Source organism: Paenibacillus ginsengarvi (assembly GCF_003626695.1).
In the GTDB taxonomy this organism is placed as follows: Bacteria; Bacillota; Bacilli; order Paenibacillales; family NBRC-103111; genus Paenibacillus_AB; species Paenibacillus_AB ginsengarvi.
In genome coordinates this window covers 96,745-120,694 of record NZ_RBAH01000025.1, presented here as the reverse complement: position 1 = coordinate 120,694, position 23,950 = coordinate 96,745, and the positions used below count along the sequence as shown (strand labels likewise).

The 23,950-nt window shown below is 55.1% G+C and carries 23 protein-coding genes; 14 read left to right on the top strand and 9 right to left on the bottom strand.

What is annotated here, in order from left to right; all coding sequences use genetic code 11:
- Positions 1–437: 437 nt before the first annotated feature.
- The gene (locus D7M11_RS27560; protein ID WP_120750479.1) at positions 438–1,214 is read right to left on the bottom strand and encodes a DUF4183 domain-containing protein; all 777 of its coding nucleotides are present in this window, start codon (positions 1,212–1,214) and stop codon (positions 438–440) included.
- Positions 1,215–1,534: 320 nt separating this feature from the next.
- Here D7M11_RS27560 and glnA point away from each other — a divergent pair, with 320 nt between their 5' ends.
- From glnA to D7M11_RS27510, 10 genes are all read left to right on the top strand, one after another.
- Positions 1,535–2,959, top strand: a complete 1,425-nt coding sequence (gene glnA / locus D7M11_RS27555; protein ID WP_120750478.1) for a type I glutamate--ammonia ligase — start codon at positions 1,535–1,537, stop codon at positions 2,957–2,959.
- Positions 2,960–3,084: 125 nt separating this feature from the next.
- Positions 3,085–3,342 carry a hypothetical protein gene (locus D7M11_RS27550; protein WP_120750477.1) on the top strand — a complete coding sequence of 86 codons (258 nt, stop codon included), beginning with the start codon at positions 3,085–3,087 and terminating at the stop codon, positions 3,340–3,342.
- Positions 3,343–3,592: 250 nt separating this feature from the next.
- Complete coding sequence (locus D7M11_RS27545; RefSeq protein WP_120750476.1) at positions 3,593–4,642, top strand: hypothetical protein; 1,050 nt, start codon at positions 3,593–3,595, stop codon at positions 4,640–4,642.
- Between the two features lie 109 nt (positions 4,643–4,751).
- Complete coding sequence (locus D7M11_RS27540; protein WP_120750501.1) at positions 4,752–6,068, top strand: DUF1800 domain-containing protein; 1,317 nt, start codon at positions 4,752–4,754, stop codon at positions 6,066–6,068.
- 55 nt (positions 6,069–6,123) lie between these two features.
- On the top strand, positions 6,124–7,392 hold the full coding sequence (locus D7M11_RS27535) for a DUF1501 domain-containing protein (RefSeq protein ID WP_120750475.1): 1,269 nt from the start codon (positions 6,124–6,126) through the stop codon (positions 7,390–7,392).
- Positions 7,393–7,503: 111 nt separating this feature from the next.
- Positions 7,504–8,190, top strand: coding sequence for a response regulator transcription factor (locus D7M11_RS27530; protein WP_120750474.1), 687 nt, complete (start codon positions 7,504–7,506; stop codon positions 8,188–8,190).
- On the top strand, positions 8,183–9,409 hold the full coding sequence (locus D7M11_RS27525; protein ID WP_120750473.1) for a sensor histidine kinase: 1,227 nt from the start codon (positions 8,183–8,185) through the stop codon (positions 9,407–9,409). Before D7M11_RS27530 ends, D7M11_RS27525 begins: the two co-directional genes overlap by 8 nt.
- A 161-nt stretch (positions 9,410–9,570) precedes the next feature.
- Entirely contained in the window at positions 9,571–9,930 is a 360-nt protein-coding gene (locus D7M11_RS27520; RefSeq protein WP_120750472.1) for a hypothetical protein, read from the top strand.
- A gap of 23 nt (positions 9,931–9,953) precedes the next feature.
- Positions 9,954–10,925 (top strand): FAD:protein FMN transferase, encoded by a 972-nt coding sequence (locus tag D7M11_RS27515; RefSeq protein ID WP_120750471.1) that lies wholly within the window; start codon positions 9,954–9,956, stop codon positions 10,923–10,925.
- A gap of 44 nt (positions 10,926–10,969) precedes the next feature.
- Positions 10,970–11,560, top strand: a complete 591-nt coding sequence (locus D7M11_RS27510) for a ferric reductase (RefSeq protein WP_120750470.1) — start codon at positions 10,970–10,972, stop codon at positions 11,558–11,560.
- A 12-nt stretch (positions 11,561–11,572) separates the two neighbouring features.
- Here the strand turns inward: D7M11_RS27510 and D7M11_RS27505 are convergent, their stop codons facing one another.
- From D7M11_RS27505 to D7M11_RS27485, 5 genes are all read right to left on the bottom strand, one after another.
- Complete coding sequence (locus D7M11_RS27505; protein WP_120750469.1) at positions 11,573–12,373, bottom strand: undecaprenyl-diphosphate phosphatase; 801 nt, start codon at positions 12,371–12,373, stop codon at positions 11,573–11,575.
- A 225-nt stretch (positions 12,374–12,598) separates the two neighbouring features.
- Positions 12,599–13,930: an ABC transporter substrate-binding protein gene (locus D7M11_RS27500; RefSeq protein ID WP_120750468.1), complete on the bottom strand. Its 1,332-nt coding sequence runs from the start codon at positions 13,928–13,930 to the stop codon at positions 12,599–12,601.
- Between the two features lie 98 nt (positions 13,931–14,028).
- Positions 14,029–15,015 (bottom strand): hydroxyacid dehydrogenase, encoded by a 987-nt coding sequence (locus D7M11_RS27495; RefSeq protein WP_120750467.1) that lies wholly within the window; start codon positions 15,013–15,015, stop codon positions 14,029–14,031.
- Between the two features lie 292 nt (positions 15,016–15,307).
- The gene (locus D7M11_RS27490) at positions 15,308–16,648 is read right to left on the bottom strand and encodes an extracellular solute-binding protein (RefSeq protein WP_193556301.1); all 1,341 of its coding nucleotides are present in this window, start codon (positions 16,646–16,648) and stop codon (positions 15,308–15,310) included.
- 273 nt (positions 16,649–16,921) lie between these two features.
- Entirely contained in the window at positions 16,922–17,230 is a 309-nt protein-coding gene (locus tag D7M11_RS27485) for a hypothetical protein (RefSeq protein WP_120750465.1), read from the bottom strand.
- Positions 17,231–17,456: 226 nt separating this feature from the next.
- Here D7M11_RS27485 and D7M11_RS36550 point away from each other — a divergent pair, with 226 nt between their 5' ends.
- From D7M11_RS36550 to D7M11_RS27470, 4 genes are all read left to right on the top strand, one after another.
- Positions 17,457–17,600, top strand: coding sequence for a hypothetical protein (locus D7M11_RS36550; protein ID WP_158606864.1), 144 nt, complete (start codon positions 17,457–17,459; stop codon positions 17,598–17,600).
- A 194-nt stretch (positions 17,601–17,794) separates the two neighbouring features.
- Positions 17,795–18,574 carry an amidohydrolase family protein gene (locus D7M11_RS27480; protein ID WP_120750464.1) on the top strand — a complete coding sequence of 260 codons (780 nt, stop codon included), beginning with the start codon at positions 17,795–17,797 and terminating at the stop codon, positions 18,572–18,574.
- Positions 18,571–19,353, top strand: coding sequence for an amidohydrolase family protein (locus tag D7M11_RS27475; RefSeq protein WP_120750463.1), 783 nt, complete (start codon positions 18,571–18,573; stop codon positions 19,351–19,353). Before D7M11_RS27480 ends, D7M11_RS27475 begins: the two co-directional genes overlap by 4 nt.
- Before the next feature lie 150 nt (positions 19,354–19,503).
- Entirely contained in the window at positions 19,504–20,451 is a 948-nt protein-coding gene (locus D7M11_RS27470; protein ID WP_120750462.1) for a TRM11 family SAM-dependent methyltransferase, read from the top strand.
- A 72-nt stretch (positions 20,452–20,523) separates the two neighbouring features.
- On the opposite strand, the gene D7M11_RS27465 is transcribed toward D7M11_RS27470, so the two are convergent.
- The 3 genes from D7M11_RS27465 to thpR all read right to left on the bottom strand — a co-directional run bounded on the left by D7M11_RS27465 (position 20,524) and on the right by thpR (position 23,947).
- Positions 20,524–21,945: an MBOAT family O-acyltransferase gene (locus D7M11_RS27465; protein ID WP_120750461.1), complete on the bottom strand. Its 1,422-nt coding sequence runs from the start codon at positions 21,943–21,945 to the stop codon at positions 20,524–20,526.
- Between the two features lie 24 nt (positions 21,946–21,969).
- Complete coding sequence (locus D7M11_RS27460; RefSeq protein ID WP_120750460.1) at positions 21,970–23,064, bottom strand: hypothetical protein; 1,095 nt, start codon at positions 23,062–23,064, stop codon at positions 21,970–21,972.
- 271 nt (positions 23,065–23,335) lie between these two features.
- Entirely contained in the window at positions 23,336–23,947 is a 612-nt protein-coding gene (gene thpR, locus D7M11_RS27455) for an RNA 2',3'-cyclic phosphodiesterase (RefSeq protein ID WP_158606863.1), read from the bottom strand.
- Positions 23,948–23,950 lie beyond the last annotated feature (3 nt).

Genomic DNA, 23,950 nt, shown 5'->3' with positions numbered 1-23,950 from the left:
ATTTACCCCAAAAAGTGAAGCGAAGCTTCGAAGCTGATTCCGATTACTTTTGGGGGAGCCCCCGAGAGAACCCAAAAAGTGAAGCGAAGCTACGGGGCACAAAACAAGATTCCCACCAACAGGGCTGGGGGTCTTGTTTTTGCATTCAAGTCAATCAATAAGAGTCTTTAGGGAGTGTTAAACTAGCGGACGCTCGCGACTTCACCTTGAATAGAAGCCTTTTGGGACTGTTATTCCGAGGTATTCCTAATTGTTTGCGGTTATTGCGAAGGAATAAGTGGCTCAAATGCACTTTATTCTTGAAAAACGATCATTTGGAAACGAATAGCAGCCCCTAAAGTCTGCTATTGCAAATGACCAGCCGGTACAGGTAAGCGGGTGGGGCCGCCAAAGCCGAAAAACAGCTCTTCGCACGAAGAGCTGCTTTTTTCGATCATTTACGTCTCCACCGTAATCGTCGGAGCGGAGATGGTCGGGTCCGTATATGTGGAATTTCCCGTAGAAGCGACGAATTGGATGACGATAGGGGAGGAGGTAGCGATCTGATCGCCATCCTCAATCGAGATTTGGCTCGTCGTCAAGGTGGACAAGCCTTCCTGCTGGAGCACACCGTTGACATAAAGACTATAAAAGCCGCTGTTCGTCGGAAATTGCGTGACGGGATCGCCGGAGCCATCGACAAAGGCTGTGGCCAAAATCGTCAAGGTCGTACCCGTTACGGTTCCAGCGGAAGCAAGCGCCACAACTTGCTGCGAGGTAGAGGATACGGTTGTGCTGACCGAGCCGCCAGTAGCGGTCGGCGCAGTCGCAGTTGCGGTAATATACATTTTGATTAAGCTGGCTGGCATACAATCACCCCCTTTCCTTCTCTTGAAACGGCGAGCGCTGGCCGAAGTTCTCCGCTTGCAGCGCGAATGCTTCGGCATTGTCTTTACACTGCTATGGCTGGAGCCTCCGACAAGACAAACAAACTGGAGCACAATCGGCACGCCTTCCTGCGGCGGAGCGGCTGTCCGGAACAGAAGCTTCCCGCCTCGCACCTTATAAAAGGAATCCGGCTGAAGAACGCCGTTTACGAACAAGTTCATATAAGTAGCCCGCTTCGGATTGCGGATTCGATTCGCTTTCGAGGGAGGAGCGGCGTCCCGGTTCGTATAGACCCGCCGTTTGTTTGTCGCTATGGCGCAGTAAAAGTAGTTTTTTGCTTTTATCATTGGCTTGGACGTCAGTCTCACCCCCTTCAGCGCTTTAAATGAAGTGCAAGCTGTTCTTTTATTTCATTCAGCAGAGCATGTTCCCGTATGGACTTTTTGCTTAGTTCCCGGAACCTATTTCTCTAACGACGCGAACTTTTGTCCAAATTGTGAAGGTAAACGCTTTCGATGTAAACAAACCTGACACGGGTGCAAAAAATACCTTACATAAGTATTGACGCTATAGGGAGGGGAGCTTATAATAAATCCATAAACGACAAAAACCTGAACAATAATCGGCGTGCTTGCAGAGAATGTTCGGAAATGGGAGGATTTGAATCATGACTGTTCAAAATGTGCTCCAATTGATCAAGGAAAAAAATATCGAGTGGGTCGATTTCCGTTTTGTAGGTTTGCTTGGCAAGGCTCAGCATATCAGCTTGCCGGCCAGCGAAGTAGACGAGGACACGTTCGTAAACGGAGTAGCGTTTGACGGTTCGTCCATCCCCGGATTCCGCGGTATCGAAGAATCTGACATGGTTATGATGCCGGACACCGAAACGGCTTATATCGATCCGTTCACTGCGCACCCTACCTTGATTATTATGTGTAACATTCATTTGCCGGACGGCGAACGCTACGAGCGCGACCCGCGTTCGATCGCCCAGAAGGCTGAAGAATATATGCAGCAAGTCGGCATCGGGACAGCAGCGTTTTTCGCACCGGAATCCGAATTTTTCATCTTCGACGACGTTCGTTTCGAAAACGGCATGAACAAATCGTACTTCGAAGTCGACTCCGAAGAAGCGGCATGGAACAGCGGCCGTAAAGAAGAAGGCGGCAATCTCGGCTTCAAAACGCCGGTAAAAGGCGGCTATGTTCCTGTTGCTCCGATGGATACGCAGCAAGATATCCGCAGCGAAATGTGCCGTTTGATGGCGGATGCGGGCCTGCGCATCGAGCGCCATCACCACGAAGTGGCGACTGCCGGTCAAGCCGAAATCAACTTCCGTTTCGACACGCTGACGAAAACGGCCGACAACCTGCTCAAATACAAATACATCGTGCATAACACGGCTCGCCAATACGGTAAAGTGGCAACCTTCATGCCGAAGCCGCTGTTCGGAGACAATGGCTCCGGGATGCACGTTCACCAATCGATCTTCAACGGCGATACGCCTCTGTTCTATGAAAAAGGCGGCTATGCGAACCTGAGTGAAACAGCGATTCATTATATCGGCGGCATTTTGCACCATGCACCGGCTCTGATCGCCTTGACGAACCCGAGCACGAACTCGTTCAAACGTCTCGTGCCTGGTTACGAAGCGCCTGTTAACCTCGTGTTCTCGAAGGGCAACCGTTCCGCTGCCGTCCGTATTCCGATTGCAGCCGTTACGCCGAAAGGCTGCCGCATCGAGTTCCGTACGCCGGACTCGACGGCTAACCCGTACCTCGCATTCGCGGCTATGCTGCTTGCAGGTCTCGACGGCATTCAAAACAAAATCGACCCGCGCAAATTGGGCTACGGTCCGTTCGATACGAACATTTACGAGCTTTCCGACGCGGAAAAGAACGAAATCCGCAGCGTTCCGGGAACCCTTGACGAGGCGCTCGACGCTCTCGAAGCGGATAGCGAGTTCCTGACCAAAGGCGGCGTCTTCACGAAAGATTTCATCAGCAACTATATCGAACTGAAGCGCGGCGAAGCGAAATCCGTCAACATCCGCATTCATCCTCAAGAATATTCCTTGTACTTCGACTGCTAATCGAGTCGAGTCCAGCAGCCCCCGGCCATCCGCCGGGGGCTTTTGCGTAAAATAACACTCGGGGTATAAGATGCAAGCCGGAAACGAACACTATTCCGGAGAAACGTGCGGAAGGAGTGGAGCCTATGTTTGATCGCAGAAACAGCGAGTTGTTCGAGAGCGGCGACAGCCGATTGTCGGAGCGGGAGCTGGCGGACGATCCCGAGGCGTTGTACGATCTGGAGGACGGCGGTGATGCCGAAGCGGACGGCGATGGCGATACGGTATACCGCTTTGAGGGAGTGGCCCAGTTCGTTAATGCGCTGTATGCCGATCAGATGGATATTAACGAGGCGATGGAGCATTTTCGCCGCGGCTATGATGGAGCTGCAGGTGACGAGTGAACAGGCAGACTGAGCCTGTTCGCCACTCGAATTTTTTGGACAAAGCCTTTTTTCGGACGATAATCCGAAAAAGGGCTTTTTTGCCGTTCAAATGGTTGCGGCCCTGGTACCGAAAGTCTGACTTCGGACTAGACCAAAGCCTTGGAGGAAAAACATTCCTGAGCCGGATTTGCAGGGGCGTGCTTTTCCGTACAATAAATCATGGAGAAACCAAACATAGAAAAAAATTTGGGATAGGAGCAATGAACATATGAAACCTTTGAAATTGGCAAAAAAGAGCTTGTTGGTAGGTAGCTTGGCTGCAGCGATTTTGCTGGGCGGAACGATTCCCGGATTCGGCGGGGAAGCGGCATACGCTTCAGAGACAACAGGTGTAGTAAATTACGAAAAAATTGTGGAAACCCATTTAGCTAGTATCATTGTCGATGTTGCTTCTTTGGCCGATCAACAAGATAGTGCGATCCGTGATTCGTTGCGGCAAGGCAAAAGTTTGGTTGAAGCGTCCGGTATGAAGGGCGATGATTTGTTGGACACTTTGATCACCTCGATGAATCAAAGTATTGATTTCGCGGCACGTGACGACAAGTCGGTAAAATCTGAGGAACTGAAACGACTTAAAGCCGACGCAGCAGGAAAGATTTCCTCAATCTTATTGACCAAAGGTTATGAAGACAAGATTGTGATAGAAGTGGATTATAAAAAAGTCGTGGAAAAAGAAGTATCGTCCATTATTGGCGGCGTCGCGCTTTACGCCAACAAGACGGACGATGCAATCAGAAAAGTGCTGGAACAGGGGGGGACACTAGTTGAAGCGTCCGGACTGAAGAGCGACGAATTGTACGATAAGCTGGTAAATTCGATGAATCAAAGCATCGATTTCGCAGCCCAAAATGACAAATCGATCACGGCGGATCAACTGAACCGGATGAAATCCGAAGCGGCGGCCAAAATCTCGACTGCTCTTTCAACGAAAGGTTACGGAAGTACCAAAGAGGTCAAAGTGGATTATGACAAGGTCGTGGAAACAGAATTATCAACTATTATAGGCGGTGTAGCTCTTTACGCCAACAAAACGGACACCGCAATCAGAGACGCTTTGCAGCAGGGGAAAACGCTGACTGAAGCATCCGGACTGGAGCGCGGTGAACTTTACGGCAAGCTGGTAGACTCGATGAACCAAAGCATCGATTTCGCAGCCCGAAATGACAAATCGATCACGGCGGATCAGCTGAATCGGATGAAATCCGAAGCGGCGGCCAAAATCTCGACCGCGCTCTCGAAGAGCGGGTACGGAAAATAATATTCGCTGACCCTCCAATCCGGAGGGTCATTTTTTTGTAACATTTTCGGCGTATGCTGGTATCAGGAAGCTCTGGCAGATGAGGCCTTACGGCTGGGGAGGAATCGACATGGAAACCGGATGGACCGAACTGGATGCGGTACATTTGCTTAACCGGACGACGTTTCGCGTATCGCCGCAAGATGTGGAAGCCGCGTTGTCGCTTGGCAAGGAAGAGACGGTGAACCGGCTGGTGGACGGGATGCCGCTGAGCGGAGAGAAAAAGCCGGTTGCGCCGCTGGAGGAGCTGAGCGCTGACGGCAAGCCGCTTACGCCGGACAACATCACGGATGAGCAGACGTACTGGCTGTACCGGATGGCCGTTAGCGACGAGCCGCTGATCGAGAAGATGACCTTGTTCTGGCACGACCATTTTGCAACGTCGTACCGGAAAGTGCGGGATGTTAGGCTGATGCGGCGGCAGAACGAGCTGTTTCGCCGATTGGCGCTAGGAAGCTTCCACGAGCTCGTACTGGAGGTAGGCCGGGAACCGGCGATGATGATATGGCTTGACGCGAACAGCAACAAGAAAGGCAAGCCGAACGAAAACTACGCCCGCGAAGTGATGGAGCTGTTCACGCTCGGCATCGGCAATTACACGGAGCAGGATGTGAAGGAGGCGGCCCGCGCTTTTACCGGCTGGGGATACGACCGGAATTCCGGCAAAACCGCGTTTGCGCCCAAGCAGCACGACACGGGAGTGAAGCAGGTACTCGGCGAAAAGGGCAATTTCGACGAGTCTTCGGTCGTGGATGTGCTGTTTCGGCAAAAGGCGCTGGCTCCCTTCATGGCGCGCAAGCTGCTGAACGAGTTCGGCACGCCTAACCCGCCCGAGACGTGGGTGGCCCAGGTGGCCGCCGATTTTGCGGAGAAGGAGACGGTCCGCGAGGTGCTGCGGGCGCTGCTGCTCTCGGACGAATTTTACAAGCCGGAATACCGGCAAACGATCGTGAAGTCGCCCGCCGAATACGTGGCCGGCATCCTGCGCGCCTTCGAAATCCCGCCGTCCAAAAGCTTCATAGCTTCGATGCGCAAAATGGGGCAGGAGCTGTATTTGCCGCCCGACGTGGCCGGCTGGGACGGGGGGGCCGAGTGGCTGATCGCCAGCTCGCTGCTGACTCGCTCCCAATTCGCCGAATCGATATCGAAACGGATCAAAAATACGTTTTTCGTCTCCGAGTCCTATGTACCGGAGCGCAAAGACAAAGCGGAATCCTGGGTCGATCTGTGGAGCCGGAACGCCGGCGTATGGGGGCTCGGCGAGCAAAGCCAGAAGGTGCTGGCCAAGTTTGCGGACGACACCTTCGTGCATGTTTCTTCGAAAATGAACGGAATGCGCGGGCTGCTGCAGCTGATCATGATTTGTCCCGAGGCGCAGATGAAATAACCGCGAAGGCAATAAGCTTCGCGCGAAAGGCGAGGCGTAGGGAGGAGAAGGGTTCATGAATTGGAGCAGAAGGGAATTTATCGTAAAAGGAGCGACTTTGTTCGCTACGCTCGGACTAGGCGGCCCGCTGCTGCTGTCGAAGTCGGGACAGCCGCTGCTCGCCGAAAGCGCCGGGGATGCGCCCGCGTCCACTCCGGCCGCCGCCGAAACGGGATCGCCTGTGCTGGTCGTCATTCAGCTCTCGGGAGGCAACGACGGGATCAACACACTGATCCCTTACGGGCTGGGCGGGTATTTCGATGCGCGGCCGACGCTTGCGATGCGCGAGGACGAGGTGTTGGCTATTAACGGCCATGTCGGGCTGCATCCGAGTTTGCGCGGCTTGCACGGCATGTACGTAAGCGGCAGGCTCGCCATCGTACAGGGCGTCGGTTATCCGAACCCGGACCGGTCGCATTTTCGCTCGATGGACATCTGGCAAACGGCGGAGCCGGATAAAATCGGTTTGGACGGCTGGCTCGGGCGTTACATCCGCTCCTCGCTCGCGGACGTGGGCAATCCGCTGAAGGCGCTGCAGATCGGCAGCTTCGCGAACAAATCGTTTCAAATGGACGAAGTGAACGTCCCGGTCGTCCAAACGCTGGATACGTTCCGCCTTGTCGATCCGAAGACGCCGGTCGCCATGCAGAACCGGATTGCCGAATCGTTTCTCGACATGTACGATCCGAACCGGCAAGGCGTGCAGATCGGAGTTGCCTGCCGGCGCGGCAAGGAAGCGTACGAAAGCGTAGCGGCCATTCAGTCGCTGGGTGCCGGATACCGGAACAAGGTGGAGTATCCGAAGTCGGGCTTTGCCAAAGATTTGCAGCTCGTTGTCCGGATGCTCGCCGGACAATCCCGCACCCGCGTCTTTTATACGCAGCTCGGCGGTTTCGACGACCATGCCCAGGAGAAGGAGCAGCATGCCAATCTGCTCAAGGATCTGGACAGCGCGGTATCGGCATTTTACGCCGATCTGGAGGAGCACGGCATAAGCCAAAATGTCGTCACGGTCGTTTTTTCCGAATTCGGTCGCAGGGTGAAAGAGAACGGCAGCGGCGGAACGGATCACGGTACGGCGGCGCCGATGTTTGTGCTCGGCCCCAAGGTAAAGGGCGGCTTGTACGGCGCGTACCCAAGCTTGACCGATATCGACCGGAACGGCGATCTGAAGTATGCGGTCGATTTCCGCTCTGTCTACCATACGCTGATTGACCGCTGGCTGCAGGGCGATGCGAAGAGCGCTTTGATGAAATCGTACGAAAATATCGGGTTTATCGTATAGGCTTCCCGGCTGCGTAAGCAGTCCGCCGCGATTCGTCGCGGACGGACTGCTTTTTGTATGGACAATCGTGTATGATGAAGGTACGAAACGACCGGAAAGAAGGAAAAACATGTGCGTCTATTACTCGTGGAGGACGATAAGTTTTTAGCGGATGCGGTAGCTTCCATTTTGGAAGAAGAGGGCTATGATGTCGATTCTGCGGATAACGGCACCGAAGGCTTGCTGATGGCGCAGCAAGGCATTTACGATGTGATCGTGCTGGACCTTATGCTGCCCGGCATGGACGGACTATCCGTGCTTCGGGCGATCAGGAGCAAGGCCGATACGACGCCGGTGCTGATCTTGACCGCTCGCGATTCCGTCGAAGCCCGGGTGAAGGGACTTGATGTCGGCGCGGACGATTATTTGGTGAAGCCGTTTGCGATCGACGAGCTGCTGGCACGGATACGTTCCCTGATCCGCCGAACCAAGGGGATCGGAGCGTCCGGCGAACTGGTTTATGGAGCGATCGTACTGCCGTCCAGCGAACACGAGGCCTATTGCAGCGGACAACCGCTCCAATTAACAGCCAAGGAATATGAACTGTTGTCTTACATGGTGCAGCACAAAGGGCAAATCTTGCGGCGGGAGCAGATGCTGAACCGGGTATGGGGAATGGACTCCGAAACGAACGATACGTCGGTGGACCTCTATATCCACTATTTGCGCAAAAAGCTATCCGCCTGCGGCTGCGGCTCCTACATTCGTACCGTTCGCGGCGTCGGGTACATGCTGAAGGCAGGCCAGGGCGATGTTTAAACGGACGCGTATCCGGCTTGTGCTGCTGAATGCTCTGGTTTTCTTCTTGCTGCTCAACGGCTTCGGCGCAGCGATGTATGTAACTACAAAGATCAGGCTGTTCGGCGCGGCTGATCAGATGCTGAGGCTGGAGCTGGAAGGACTGTCACCTCACCGGCTCAAGGAGCTTCTGACGAAGCGAGAGGAGCCTAAAAGCCGAGCTGTCTATATTGTATGGAGCCCGGAGGCTGACCAGCCGATACAGCTACCGGACAACGTATTCGGAGCTGAGGAATTGAAGCAGCTGCGTGCGGAGCGCTACGCGAGGCGCAGTCCGTTCACATTCGGCTCCGGCGATTTGACGTACCGGATTGCGACATCCGGGGAGTTGCCCGGAGGCGTGATCGTTCAGGCCGCTTACCATATGGAGCCGGAGCATCATGTGCTGGAGACGATGCTGATCGTCATTACCGCAGGGGGAGCGGCTTCACTGCTGATTGCCGCGTTAGCTGGCGCCTTTCTCGCCGGGCGCGCTTTGGTGCCGATCCAGAAGGCGTGGGAGAAGCAGCAGCGTTTCGTATCCGACGCGTCTCACGAGCTCCGAACGCCGCTATCCGTCCTTCAGCTCCATCTCGAACGGCTGTTTCGCCATCCCGAGCGGACGATCGAGCAGGAAAGCGGCAAAATCGCCGTTATGCTCGGCGAAACGGAGCGGATGAGCCGTCTGGTTGCCGATCTGCTGACGCTGGCTCGTTCCGATTCCAACCAGCTTCAGCTCCTGAAGCGGCGGGTTGAGCTGCCGGCGCTAATCCGGAAGGTGTCGGGGCCGTTTCGCGATCTGGCCGGCACGAAGGGACTGGAGCTGATGCTGGATCTGGCGCCGGACGAGACGCTGACGGTGGAGGGCGACGAAGAACGGCTCGTTCAACTGTTTGTAAACGTGCTGGACAATGCGGTGAAATACACGAGAGAAGGAACGATCGCCGTCTCCTGCCACCCCCGCGGAGACAACGTGCTTATCGACGTCCGCGATACGGGAATCGGGATATCGAAGGAGGACCTGCCGCATATTTTCGACCGCTTCTTCCGGGCGGACAAGGCGCGTACCCGTTCGGAGGGAGGCACCGGTCTCGGTCTGGCGATATCGAAGTGGATCGTGGAGCAGCACGGCGGAACAATTCGCGCGGACAGCGAGCCGGATCAAGGAACGGTAGTGCACATCGTGCTGCCTCGCAAGTAGTACGCCCTGTGGTTCAAACTTCACATGCTCCTACCTAATCGGGCAGGGGCTTTTTTCCGTCCCCTCTTCAAATGGAATTTTAATATTCATTTGATTTAATGGAGGTATAGAAAAACGAGGCTCGTTTTTTACGAGGCTTACTCACCGGGGAGCGTGATACGATGAATCGATCGAAATGGCTGAAATGGCAAATCGGAGCAGGGGCGGCAGCAGCTGTATTTTTCATGTTCCAAACGGTGCGGGCAAGTCCGGAGTTCGAGCAGGCGCACCAGATGGCGCTGGCTTCGATAAGCGGAGTGCCTGTGGCGCCCACGCCCCGCCAGCCGTTGCTTGGCGGCGATTCGGGAAGGATGGGGCAGAGCGCCCCGCCGGGAAGGTCTGGCGGGAGACAAGAGCGAAGACCGGTCAGGGAAGACGGAGGCGGAGGCGGTCAACTGAGCCAGCCGAATATGAATAATAATAACGGGACGACGACGCCAAGTGAGCAGCCGCAAATACGAACGAGGACGAGGAGATCGTAAACGGGCAGGAAGGAGCGGGCGATATGAGGGACGATGCGGAACCGGTCCGGGAACGGGAAACTTGGCATAGCTTCGAGTTTCAAGCGATGAACACGACGATGGAAGCCGCTTGGTTCGGCTGCGAGCGGGATGAAGCGGATATACGCGAGCTGCTCGTAAACGAATTAGCGCGGTCGGAGCGGATGTTCAGCCGGTTCAGGCCGGATAGCGAGCTGTCGCGATTGAACCGGTCGGCCGGACGCTTGTGCCTCGTATCGCCGGATATGCTGGAACTGTTGTCTATGGCGGTTGAATACGGCGCGCAAACGGACGGCATTTTTTGCCCGGCGATTCTGGACGGACTGCTGGCCGCAGGGTATACGGAATCGTTCGAGCGGCTCCCTTCGTCGGTACGGCTGTCCACCTATACAGGCGGACATGTTCCTTCTGAACCTTTGCGGATCGATGCGGCGATGAGTTCCGTTCAGCTTTTCTCTGGCAGCCGCATCGATCTAGGCGGTATCGCGAAGAGCTGGACCGCCGCGAAGCTGGCTCAGCGGCTGAAGCGGATCGGCATTAGCCGAGGCATGATCAATGCGGGCGGCGATTTGGCGTTATGGGGCGGTTATGCGGCAAATGCCCCGTGGATCGTCGATATCCAGCATCCGTGGACGGAAGAGGAGGATGCGGGGAGCGTCGCGGTCTATGACGGAGCCGTCGCAACCTCCGGCACAAGGGGGAGAAGATGGATGACGGACCGAGGCGAAATGCACCATCTGATCGACCCTCGGACGATGCTTCCGTCGCGCAGCGACGTCGTACAGTGCACCGTCGCCGGCGACAATCCGGTCGAGTGCGAAATCTGGTCCAAGACGCTGTGCATTCTCGGCACGGAGGAAGGCCGTCCATTGTACGAGAAGCGCAAACCGCACTGCAGCGCCTTGCTGTTTCTGGCGTCCGGCGAATCGTATGTGCTTGAAAGCGACAGTGCCTCTAGGCCGGAGTGGCGAATGTAGCAACCAATACGGAGCCGTTAGAATCATACGAAGGAGGGAACATCATGGTTCAATGGTTCATCAAGCTGCCGACCTGGGAGTTAACCCGGCTGCTCGGGCTGCTCAGCTACATGCTTCTTTTTGCCGGCGTTTCGGTCGGTATTGTATACGGCATGTGGTGGAAGCGGCACAAGGCGCAGCTGTACAAAGTCCACTCGTTTTTGTCCGTTTCGGGGACGGCGGCGGCACTTCTTCATACGGCTATATTGGTGATTAGCACGTATTCGCCGTTTCCCTGGAGCGAACTGTTCATCCCCTTTTCCGCCAGCAGCAACCCGGTTCTAAACGGGATCGGCACGATAGCCGTTTACGGGCTTCTGCTCTTGATCTTGACGACGGACCTGCGGAACAAATTGAAAAAGCGGCTGTGGCATCGCATCCATCTGCTTGCCTATCCGCTATGGCTGCTATGTCTGTTCCACGGGCTGCTGCTCGGGACGGACACAAAGCTTGGAGCGGTCAAGCTGATGTATGCGGCTACGGCCGCCGTTGTGGTCGTGCTGACCGGGCTGCGGGTCAAAGACGGGCTCACGCGGGAGAAGCTCCCCCGAGGCGGAGCGGCGGAGCCGTATCGAAACAGCCGCAGCGCCGGGTAAAGCTTTGTACGATCACATCATAAACAGAAAGAAAACGGCTGCCAGCACAAAGCGATACAGCGCGAACCATTCCAGCTTCAGACGTTTGATCAGATTCAGGAAGGTGACGACGGCAATCATCGCGACGATAAAGGCTGCTACAAACCCGACCAGGAACAGCAGCAGCGTGTCCGAGGTAAGCAAATCGCGGCTCTCGTACATGTCCAGCACGGTTGCGCCGAGCATGACCGGCACCGAGATCATGAACGTAAAGTCGGCGGCGGCTTTCTGGCTCGTGCCAAGCAGCAGACCGCCGGATATCGTCGAACCCGACCGCGAGAAGCCCGGCCATAGCGCGAGACATTGGAACAAACCGATGCCGAACGCCTGCTTGTACGTAATGTTGTCGGTATTCTCTGCCGTTACTTTGCGTTTGGCCCGGGCGGCTACGATCATCAGAATCCCACCGACGATCAGCCCGATTAGGACGGTGCCGGGACCGAACAAATACGTTTTGATCACGTCTTTAAAAATGAGGTACACGATCAAGGCGGGGATCATCGCGACGATCATATGGATGGCGTTTAATTTGTTTTTTTGCGAAAACTTGAAAGCCAGCAAATCTTTCAGGATGCTCATGTACCGTTTCCAGTACAAGAGCAGCACGGCCAAAACCGCTCCGAGCTGAATGACGATTTTGAAGGTGGTCGCCGCATCGCCTTCGAAGCCGAGCAAGCTTCCGGCCAAAATCAAGTGTCCGGTCGACGAAACCGGAAGAAACTCCGTCAAGCCTTCGACAATACCTAAAATGATGGCACAAAAAAAATCATACATGTACGAATGTCCGCCTTTCCGAGCGTATGGATCGATTGGTTCCCCAAGTAGTGTACCATGAATGAGGGGGATGAGCCTATTCAGCCCGCTTACAAAATGCGGCGATAGCCTTACAATCTTGTCACTATTTGCAGAAAAAACACGCCCTCTGTCTGGCCTTCATGGCCGAACGGAGGGCGTGTTTGAGTAAAACTGTGCTGCAGACAGGGCAGTCTAGCTGGCAACTTACTTGCTCTTGGCCGTATTCAACTCTTTCTTAAGCAACTCCTGGGCATCGCGAAGCGCAGTATTGACGTCGATCCGCTGCTTCACGACCTTCTCGAAAGCGCCGCTCAGGATCGTTTGCTGCGTACCAAGCGGAACAAACGGCAGCTCGGCCTTCCGGAGCGGTGTCGGATCGGCGAACGGATAGTAGAAAACCGCTTTGGTGTTTTTGCCTTTCAGCGCCGGTGTAGTTTGACCGAAGGCCTGCTCGATCTTTTTGTCCGCCAGCGTCGGAATTTTGCCTTCTTTGGCTTGGGCGAGTTGTAGGTCTTCGGACAACAAGTCCAGGATTACGGTGAACGCTTCGTCCTTATGCTTGCTTTGCCGGGTAATCGACCAATACGGAGGCGTCAACTGAGACAGCTTGTTCGAAGTTTCCTTCAATTGCGGATAGCTGACCATATCCCAGTTCAAGTCGGCCGGGAATGAGTTGAACTGATTAATCTGGCCGACATACATCGCCGCCGTCCTTTGCTTGTAGAAAACCTGCAGCTCGTCGTTCAGCGTGGCTGCGATCGTATTATTCGGAACCTCGTATAACCGCTTCAGATTGTTGAACAAAATCTGCCACTTGGCAACATCGGCCATTTCATCGGCGTTCGGGTTCAAAATCGGCAAGGACCACGCGTTGTCCCGCAGCACGGACATATAGTTCGTGGTCAGCCCGCGGTACAGAATGCCGCCTTCCGAGCGGGACAGCTGCTGAGTCAGCGGCAGCAGATCGTCCCAAGACATGCCGTCCTTCGGATACGGGACGCCGAATTTGTCAAACAGGTCCTTGTTGTAGAACAAGACGAGCGGACTGGGCGAATTGATCGGCAAGCCGTAGATTTCGCCTCCGGCAGCTCCGGTTTCATTAATAATACGCTGCATATAAACGGGGTTGAACCGGTCCAGGTCCAGCTTGTTTTTCTGCACGAGCTCGCGCATGTCGTAGGATAGCCCGAGTCCCAAATATTCGTTGCGAATCGTTGTCGTCTGCGTCCGCATCACATCGGGGATCGTCCCCGCCGCCACCAAATCTTCGATCCGCGAGCCTTTGACGCCTTGCTGATGCTTGACAGTCACATGGGGGAATTTCTGGCGAATGTGTTCGCCCCAGGTCGCCTGGAATACTTCGTCGGTCACATCGGTGTAAAAAAACAGCTCGACTGGCTTCGGCTCGTTCGCAGCGGGAGCTTCGCCCTCTTTAGTCTGCTGCGTCTTCGATCCGTCCGCTCCGCAAGCGGTCAGGGCCAGCACGCTCGCCAGCACCGCCGGCAGCCATACGGTTTTAAATGTCCGGTTTTTCATCGATCAGAACCTCCCCTTTTTGTAAGCGATTTCAATGGTTTTGTAAAAATGAAGTCAAAAATCCGGCAGCAGTTGGAACCATGTGTCGTTAAAGCTATTTACGCCAAAATCTCCATCTGCTCGCGCTCCACTTCGCCTTCCAGCGGCATGCCGCGCTTGAAGCGCTCAAGCTCCTCGACCGCAAATTGTCCCAGCCGGTAACCGCCGTTGGATATCGCACCCGCGATATGACAAGTTAACGCACAGTTCGGCAGCGAGCGCAGCGGATGATCGGCCGGAAGCGGCTCCGACGAAGTGACATCCAGACAAGCGAACAGCCGTCCGAGCGATAATTGCTCGATCAGCGCCTCCTCGTCGATAATGGGCGCTCGGGCCGTATTGATCGCAATGGCGTCGTCCTTCATCATCATGAGGCGGCGCCGATCCAGCATATGGCGGGTTGAAGGCAGCAGCGGCGCGTGAATCGAAACGACATCGGACCCGCGGATCAGCTCATCCAGTTCGGTTCGGGTCGCGCCAAGCTCTGCCAGCCGTTCCCGGCTGACGAACGGATCGTACGCCAGCACCCGGACCTGAAAAGGGCGCAGCAGCTTCATAAAGTGCGTACCCGCTTTGCCTGCTCCGATTACGCCTACCGTAATCTGATACAGCTCGCGTGCCATTCTTCGTTCCTCCATCCATCCTCCGGCACGTGCCGCCCGTTCGATACGCCACATATTTTTCAGCGAGGCGATCGTCATTCCAAGTGCCGTCTCCGCAACGCCTTCTCCCAGCGGTCCGTTCCCGCTGGATACGCGAATGCCGCGCTCCCACAGCGCCGAGGACACAAGTCCTTTGACCGTCCCGGCCGCATGGGCGACAACCCGGAGACGCGGGCAATGGCGAAGCCATTCCTCGTCCAGCGTCGGCGTTCCCCAGGAAGTAATGGCGGCGTCAGCCTCATAAAGCGTGCGGCGCGCCTGTTCCGGGTCCGACCAGTCGGTGTGAAGCACCCTCCCAAGTTCCGCCAGACGCGCCAGATGCCGTTCATGCAATATGGGTCGTTGCGGGTTAGGCGGATAGCAGAGAGCGATCGTCCATGTCAAGCTTCCCGTCCTCCATTCAACTAGTTATGCAGAAATTATGTAGATTGATTTAAAAAGGATTTATTAATGAATTTATTAAATCTACATACTATCTACATATTTTAGTATATGTATTTCTTTCCCGATGTCAACCATAGGAATTAGGCGTAGGAGCACGAAAACAAAAAAAAGACGTTCCATTCCACCTTCATCGTGGTTTTGGAAACGTCTTAACTGCGGTTGGCTGGGGCTTCCGGCGTTGGATGTACAGCTCTCTATCATCAGTTAGGGAAGCCATTTTCGTAATAACTTCTTAGCTGCCGGAAGCGGTCCGTTCCGTGTCTTGTTTACCAAGCAGCTCCGCCACCCGGACGCGCAGTTCCTGCTCTTCGATTAAGCCGGAGTATAGGAGCTGCAACAGCTCGCGCATCGCTTCGGTCGTTTCGTAGCGCAGCCCGTACTGCCGCTGGCTTCGGTAGGAGGGGATGATCTCCCGGTACAGATTGTAGCGGGCCGGCTTGTACACCTGTGGCTCCGATGCGCCGTCCGCGACTGCGGAGCCGGGAATGCTGAGCGTATTGCGGCGAACGATCGATTGCGCCTCGCGAGAAGTCATAAATTCAACGAACGTGCGGGCCGCCTCCGGCACCGCCGTCTTGCGGTGGATGGACAGCCCGATCCACAGCAGCATGGTCCGCGGTTTCGTAATATGAGGCAGCGGGGCAATATCGTACGCAACCTTATCGCCCAAGCCGTTCAGCAAGAAGTAGGTCGTCATCAGCATGGAAAGCTTGCCTTCGGCGAACAAGGACTGCATAGCCAACATGCTAAGAAAGCTCGGTACGACGCCCTCTGCCTTCATCAGACCGCAGCAGTACGCCAGACCAGCGGCAAGCTCCTCCGCCTCCGGCTGCCACCCGGGCGATAGCATCGAATCGGAAGCATATTGCATCCAGATCGTCGGCCAGCGGTTATTGCCGGATAAGAAGCTGGAAGCAAATCCGTACCTTCCGTTTGGCTTCGACAGCTGCGCGGCTGCCTCCAGCAAACGTTCCCACGTCCAGCCGCTGTCGGGCTCGGGAAGCCCGGCCTCGCGAAAATGCTCGGGATTGTAGGCGAGGATGACCGGCGAAAAAACAAGTGGCCGGGCGTAGCTGACCCCATCAACAAGCAGCTCCTCGCGCAGAAACGGATACGTGTCATCCGAAAGCCGCATCGGTTCCAGCACGTTCAGCCGTTTGCGCTCCCGGGCGTGCTGGTAATAAATCTGGTTGATCATCATCACGTCGAACCGGCCGGATACCAGGAGGTCGTCGATCGTATCGTGCGTATAATTTTGCGAGATGGCAATCGGGCGGATCTCAATATGCGGATGCTCTTTATGAAACAAGTCCAGCAGCGCGGCCAAGTCGACATCCCGGTACAACGTGTCGTGAAACCCGAAATGAACGGTTTCCTTTTTGACCACTTTGCTGCCTACCCGGCGTATTTTGACCAGCAAGCCTTCTGCGGCCAATTGGTCAAGTCCTTTTGCCACCGATTTGTAGCTCACATCGAACAACTCGGCCAGCCTTTCCTCGGAAGGCAAAAAAGAACCGGGCGCATATACGCCCGACTCGATATCCCGGCGCAGCGTATCGATCATTTCGTTCATACGGTCTCTGAATGTAGTTCTGCTCGGCTTTGGGTTCATCGCCTGCTCCCTGCTTGATTCGGATTTTTGGATGTATTCAAAATCTTATCAATTCGAGCCGTCCTTTTCAAGTCATGCATATTATCTACAGAATATATCTTTGGAAATCAAACAAGCTGGCGCGGTTAGATGCCGACGTCAGCTTGTAAGTTGAGGATTTTTCAGATATGCCAAATGGGAATTGGCCTTAAACTGGCCAAAAGATTTAGGAATCGCTGCCGAATGTGCCCGCGTTTACTGCCAGGCTTCGCACTCGACCAGAAAGTTGCCCACGGTTAAACAAGCTCTGCGCAAATATGCGTTCGGTACATGCTCGTTATATAGGGCGATACGTTCATTAATTGGCTTCAGACGGCTCTCCAGCGCGGCGCCCTCATAGGCATGTTCGGCCAGCAGCTTCTCCAGACCGGAACGGATATCGTGCTGAAGCTTCAGCCATACGGGCAAATCGGATGCCAGCTTGAACTCGGCATAAAACGGATCAAACGCGGCCGCAGGCCCGTCGTGCTCCGGATCGTGTCGTTTGTCTACCCAGATTCCCATCGCGATCCCTCCTAGCGTATTTGTGTTCGTGAATCGACTCCTTACCTCCATTATACATAGGAGCGGGCAGCGGGGAGGGGGGCGTTGTGGCGAATTAGAGACAACTTTATGACCGAAATTTGAAGGAAGCCGCGGGCGGTCCGAGCGATGGAAAAATAGCATTGTTTTGCATAACGGTTCGACTGGCGGTTCATCCTAACGGAAGGTATGGCAGGAGGTGAAATATATGGCAAGCCAGCAGGTCAAGCAGCAAGCACAAAAAATCGTAGAAAGCTGCAATAAGCTGCAAAACATGGAAACCGACGAAGCGATACGCAACGAGCTGTCGAAAATTAAACAATATTGCTCCGTCATCGAAAATCAAATATAAAGCGTATCGGTCAAGACCCGCTGCCGGTCGCCGCCCGGGTGGACGGATGATCCCGGCCGGGTCTTTTCTTCGTGCGGGATTTGCAGAAGCATCTATTTAAAAGTAATTGACAGCGTTTTCAATCGGATTTAAAATACAGGTTGTATACAGGATGGTGATAACGGCATGTTCGTTCGGGAGAGGAGCAACGGCTTATGATTATCGACAGTCATCTGCATCTTAGTTTCAACCGGGCCCAGCATTATGCACCGCATCTCAAGAGGACGCTTCATCATATGCAAATGGCGGGAATCGACAAAACTTGCCTGATGCCGTTTCCGCAATTCGCAGGCCCTATATATCCGAATCAGGCGGAGATGACGTTCCAGGCGGAGACGCTTGCGGAGATAACGGAGGCGCACCCCGGAGTGTTCCTGCCACTGTTGTTCATCAATCCGGCGCTGCCTCACGCCTTTACGCTCGAGCTGATGGAGAAGTATATGCTCCGCGGGCCGATTATCGGGGCGAAGTTCCATATTTCGATGATCGCCGACGACGAGCGGTACGAGCCGATTTACGCGTTTTTGGAAAAACACGATATTCCGGTTTTGTTCCACAGCTGGTACAAAACGACGGAGCGCACGACGTTCGAGTCGACCCCGGCGGATGTTGCCCGCATGGCGCGCAAGCACCCTTCGCTGCGCATTCTGATGGCGCATATGACTGGCGCCAGGCTTCGGGGCATCCAGGACATTAAGCGGCTGCCGAACGTTTATCTGGACACGTCCGGCTCGCAGCCGGAGGAAGGCTTTTTGGAACGGGCGCTTGAGGAGCTGGGAGCGGACCGGGTGCTCTACGGCTCGGATTATCCGATACGCGCGTTCTCGACGCAGCTGGCTCGCTTCGATTCGGTGGCGCTGTCGCCGGAAGACCGGGATAAGGTGCTATACCGCAACGCCTTGAGCTTTTTCCGCAAAGGAGGTCGGAGAAGTTGACGTCTACGCTGGATGCTGTTATAGATTTTGCCGTATGGACCGGAAACTGGCCGTTTCTGAAATTACGCTACACGGAGCTGCCCGCCTTGAAGGTGAAGCTGCAATCTCAGCATGTGCAGCAGGCTTTCGTCGCCCCGATCGATGCGATTCTGGAGCAGGACCCGATGCGGGCGAATAAGGCGCTGCTGGCCGCTACGGCAGGCGACGACTACTTCTCGCCGGTGCTGATCGCCGATCTGTCGTTCGCGAATTGGGAGGAGGTCATCGAGCTGGCGGTGACGGATGGCCACGTGCGCATGATCAAGCTGCTCCCGAGCTATCATATGTACGAGGTGGACGAGAGCGTATTCGAGCCGCTCGTCCGTCTGACGCAGCAGCACAGACTGCTTATCAGCTTCCAGATGCGGGTCGAGGACAAGCGGGGGATGTACCCGCTTCTGAACGTGAACGACCCGGACATCGTGCGCGTCGTCAAGACGCTGTCGTATTTCCCGGAGCAGCCGTTTGTACTTAGCAATCCGGTCATTGGCGAGCTCGTTCAGGTACTGAACTCGGTCGATAACGTATATGTGGAGCTGGAGAGTCTCGAACATGCGGACGTTCTGCTGCAATTGAAACAGTTGTACACGCTGGACCGGATTTTGTACGGATCGCATGCACCCTTTTTCATTCCCGAAGCGGCGCTCTCCAAGTTAAAAGTAACGGATGCGACCCGGGAAGATGCGGAGCAGGTTGCATTCGGCAATGCGCGAAGGCTGCTGGAGTGGTGCGTTAAGTAAGGAAGTACGCCAAAAGAGCGCGTTCGAACGAGCGCGCTCTTTTGGCGTAGCGGGCCGGACGGCTTCGGTATTTGGAACGGACAGGCTCGCCGAACGTATATATACGATTGGGCGTACTATCTCGAAAACGATGGGTGAAAAGGTAAAAAGATGAACCGGGAACCGTTATACGTATATTCGCATATATGCCACGAGGATGAAGATTCGCTTCGGGACTTGGAGCTGAGAGTGCTGTTCGGACAAGATGCGGCTCCCGGCCTGTTCGTAAGCGGCAGGGAGGTCGATCCCGACCGGAGTCCGTTTCTCAAGGAACGAATCGAGGTGCTGGTCGAGGGAGACGATATCGCTTCTGTGGCGAAGCTGGCAGCTCGGGTGCAAGTGCCGGAAGGGGCGACGTTTAAGGTCGTATATGTCAAAAACGCCGGGCGCGACGACGCGGTGAAAATAAGCTACGATGAGCAGCGTGCCGTTGAGCGTGAAATCGGCCGGCATATAGTCGGCAAGGCGGATATGAAGCAGCCGGATTATAGGTTCGGCATAGCCGCTTGCGGCGGCCGCTGGTATTTCGGACATTACCGGAGGCATTCCTCGGTATGGCTTAGTCATAAACATAAACCGCAGCACTATTCGATCGCTCTCCCTGTACGTTTGGCCCGGGCGCTCGTCAACATGGCCGTTCCGGAGCCGGACGGAGTGAAGGCGATCGATCCGTGCTGCGGCATCGGAACGGTGCTGGTCGAGGCGCTTTCGATGGGGCTCGATATAACCGGCCGGGATATCAATCCGCTAGCCGTTCACGGAGCGCGGGACAATATTGCTCACTTCGGTCTTCGGGGTGAAGTGAGGCTCGGCTCCATCGCCGAGGAAACCGGGCATTATGACGCCGCTATCGTCGATCTGCCTTATAATCTGGCGTCGCGGAGCTCACGCGACGAGCAACTGTTCCTGCTGCGTCACACAAGACGCATCGCGGCCAGAGCCGTCGTCGTTTCGCTCGAGCCGATCGACGATTTGCTTGGCGCCGCCGGCTTTGTTGTACGGGATCGCTGCGTGGCAAGCAAAGGAAGCTTTTCCCGGCATGTCGCGGTTTGCGAGTAGAGTAAGTAGGCTCGGCAGTTCCAAAAGAAAACCCTCCGTTCCTCAGTTCAGAGGATGGAGGGTTTTGCATGTTCAAAACTGGAAGTAAATGAACGTGTTCTGCTCGCCCTTGAGGTACAGGATGAGCACGGCGGCTACGACCGTGTACAGCACGGCCCGAACCGGCGCCGGGAAATATTTGTGCCACCAGACGGATAGCTCGGAACGGTTTTTGTGCAGGAAATATTCCAGTACGTGCAGCGCGTACAGCAGCAGCGCGATGAAGATCCAGAAGCGCAGTCCGGTAAAGTTAAACGCCGCCGGCGTCAGCATCCTCTTGATCAGCGACAGCGCATCGTGCAGGCCGGGCACCCGGAACAGCACCCAGGCGATACACGTAATGTGGAAGAACACGATCACCGCGATAAACTGGTAGATGCGGCTATTATCGAGAGCTTGCAGCCGGAGCTTTTCTTTCAGCATGATGTAGATTTTATGCAGGGTGGCAAGCAGCCCGTAGAACATCCCCCAGGCGACGAACGTCCACGAAGCCCCGTGCCAGATGCCGGAAATCGTCATGGCGATGAACAGATTCGTATACTGCCGCACTTCGCCGTGGCGGGAGCCGCCGAGCGGGATATAAATGTAGTCCTTGATCCAGTTGGACAGCGTAATATGCCAGCGGCGCCAAAATTCCGTCGGATTTTTGCTCAGGTACGGCGTACGGAAGTTGACGGCCAGCTCCATGCCGAAAAAGTAAGCGATGCCGAGCGCCATTTCGCTGTAGGCGGAAAAGTCGAAAAAGATTTGGAACGCGAACAAGTACGCGGCAACCCAGCCTTCGGCCCCGGTCATCGTAGCCGTATGGTTGAAGAAGCTGTCGACATGCGGCGTTATATAGTCGGCGAGAACGACTTTTTTGAAAATGCCGAGCGACAGGAAGAAGGCGCCCAGCCGGAAATTCGCGCTGCTGAATTTGATTTTCGTCAGATTGTCGATCTGAGGCATAAACTCCTTGCCCCGCATAATCGGACCGGCGACCAAGTGGGCGAAAAACGAGATAAACACCCAGAAATGAAACAGCGACTGCGCCGGCTCCCAGCGCTTCTTATAAACGTCTACCAAATAGGCGATCATCTGGAACGTATAAAACGAGATGCCGATCGGCAGCACGATTTGGAGCAGGAACGAATTGTCCGTCAGCAGCTTGATCGAAAACGTATTTTCCAGCGAGCGGATAAAAAACGTCGTATATTTGAAAAAAACGAGATTCGCCACGTTCACGACGATCGAGAACCAGAGGAAGAAGCGGCTGTAGCTTCCACGCAGCGCTTTGGAGCAGTAATACGTGAATGCAGTCATCGCAAGGAACAGCAGCAGGTTGCCGAGTCCCGCGACGACGTAGAAGATCATGTTCGCTACGGTTAATATCGGGATGCGCCAGCGCGGGAACGCGTAGAACAGCACGAGCGAGACGAGCATCAAAGTGATGAACTCCGGAGTATGGAAGAGCATGGTCGTTCTCCTATCGATCGAAAATTATGGCTTGATGTGCGGCCACAGGATGTCGGCCAGCATCGCGTTGCCTTCGGGCGTCATATGGGTATGGTCGGAGAAATAGTCCCCCGGAATGACGCCTTCCAGATTGACATAGGTGACGGCTTTGCCGGCCATCATCTTGTCAATGGCTTTCAAATTGGCCGCGTAGCCCGGCTTCGACACGGAGTCTTTCATCAGGTCGTGGTTCGTCCCGCTCAAAATGACCCATGTTTGCTTTCCTTCGCGAAGCGCTAAAATTTTGTTCAAAAAGTAGACATCCCAGTTGTTCTCGCTTAAGTCGAACGGAACGTCGGTAAAGCTCGCCACCAGCTGCGGATCGCTTAGCAGATCATCAAAGTTCAGGCCGATCGATTCCTGCCAAGCCTTCTTGATGTGCCAGGCCCGCGAGTCGTCCAGCGCATCGTCGGGAAGCTCCTGATGGCGCACGGTCGTAAGCCACCAGTTATGCAGATTGTAGCGGAAGTAGTCCTTGTAGCGCATAAGCGACAGCTGGGGCAGCCAGTCCTCGTGCAGCGCGCGCTGAAAATATTCGTACGGATTGCTAGGCGTCTCGAAGTCGGAAGCTTCGAGCTGCGGCAAAACATGTAAATACGTCTCGCGATCCAGCTTGCGCAAATCGTTCCCGAGCCAAAATACGGCGCGCGGATTCGGGTCCCGCGGGATGAAGGACGCATAGCGGATATTAAACAATAGCTTGTCCGCTTCGATGCCGAATTTGTCCAACTTCAGCAGCATCGTATAAAAGTCTCCGATCTGCATAGCAGGGAACGATAAATTATAAATAACGGGCGCACCTGGTTTCTGCTGAAGAAACACATTCACGGGTTGATCGGAATTGCCCGGGCTGCCGTACAGAATCGAGTCGCCGAGTATGACGAGGTAGTCCTTGCGGTCGTTCTTGTCGATATCCCGCTTGACCTGCTCCAGAACGGCGTCGATGTCGTGCATGTTGCTGTTGTCCAGCATGAGCGTGTAATTCATCCGGTTGTGATACACGTCAGGTAGATTGAAGGCGTAAGAGAACAAAAACTGAACGGCTATCAGAAAAACGATTACATATTTAACGGCTTTCATCTATGGATTTTCTCCCGTTTCCAAATTGGGCAATAGTTCTATTGTGTCTGAACATCAGTTAGACGTCAAGAATCGGCAAAAAGTTTTGAAAAAAAGTCGCATTAGCGCAAAAAAATATAAATGTACTCGAATAGTTGCGAGGTTTTGCGGGCTGGGCTTTCGCAATTACGGTAGAGGGTTGTCGACGGGGCATAACGAGCAATTCCGAGGAAGGCAGACGCGAAAATCGGACTGCAAATGTTACAGTCCGCGTACACTGCAGGAGGCTGTGTCAGCCTCCCGCGTGGAATACGATCGTGCGCAGCGGCTCGTACATCGGCGAACGTCCCATATGGCTGCGGTACAGGACGATCCGGTCGGCCGTCCATTCAAGGCGGCGGTCCTCGGGCGGAAATAGTCCCTCAAGCGGCTCTTTGTTTATCGGACCGCTGCCGGAATAATGGCGGGCAAGCGTTAAATGCGGCGAGTACGAACGTTCCTCCGGCGCATAACCGATGCTGGCCATCGCCTGCTCTACGTCGGCCTGAAGCGATCGCAGCAGCGGCAGCTTGCCCCCGAGGCCGGCCCACAAAATGCGGGGCGATGACGCCGAGCCGAACGTGCCGGCGCCTTGCAGGCGCAGCTCGAACGGATTGCTGCGGGCGGCGATGCGCTCCAGCTCCCGCTCGATCGCGGCTGCGGAGCCGGGAGGCACTTCGCCGATAAATTTGAGCGTAATATGTACATCTTCGGGATGAACCCATCTTTGAAACGGCAGCTGCCGTTTCAGGTCGTTCAGGGCCGCTCCTACTGCGGACTTCAGCTCGGCGGGCAGCGGTACCGCTACGAACAGCCTCGGCTGTCCGGTTTGCGGCTTATCGTTGTTTGGAGACTTTTGCGTCATGTC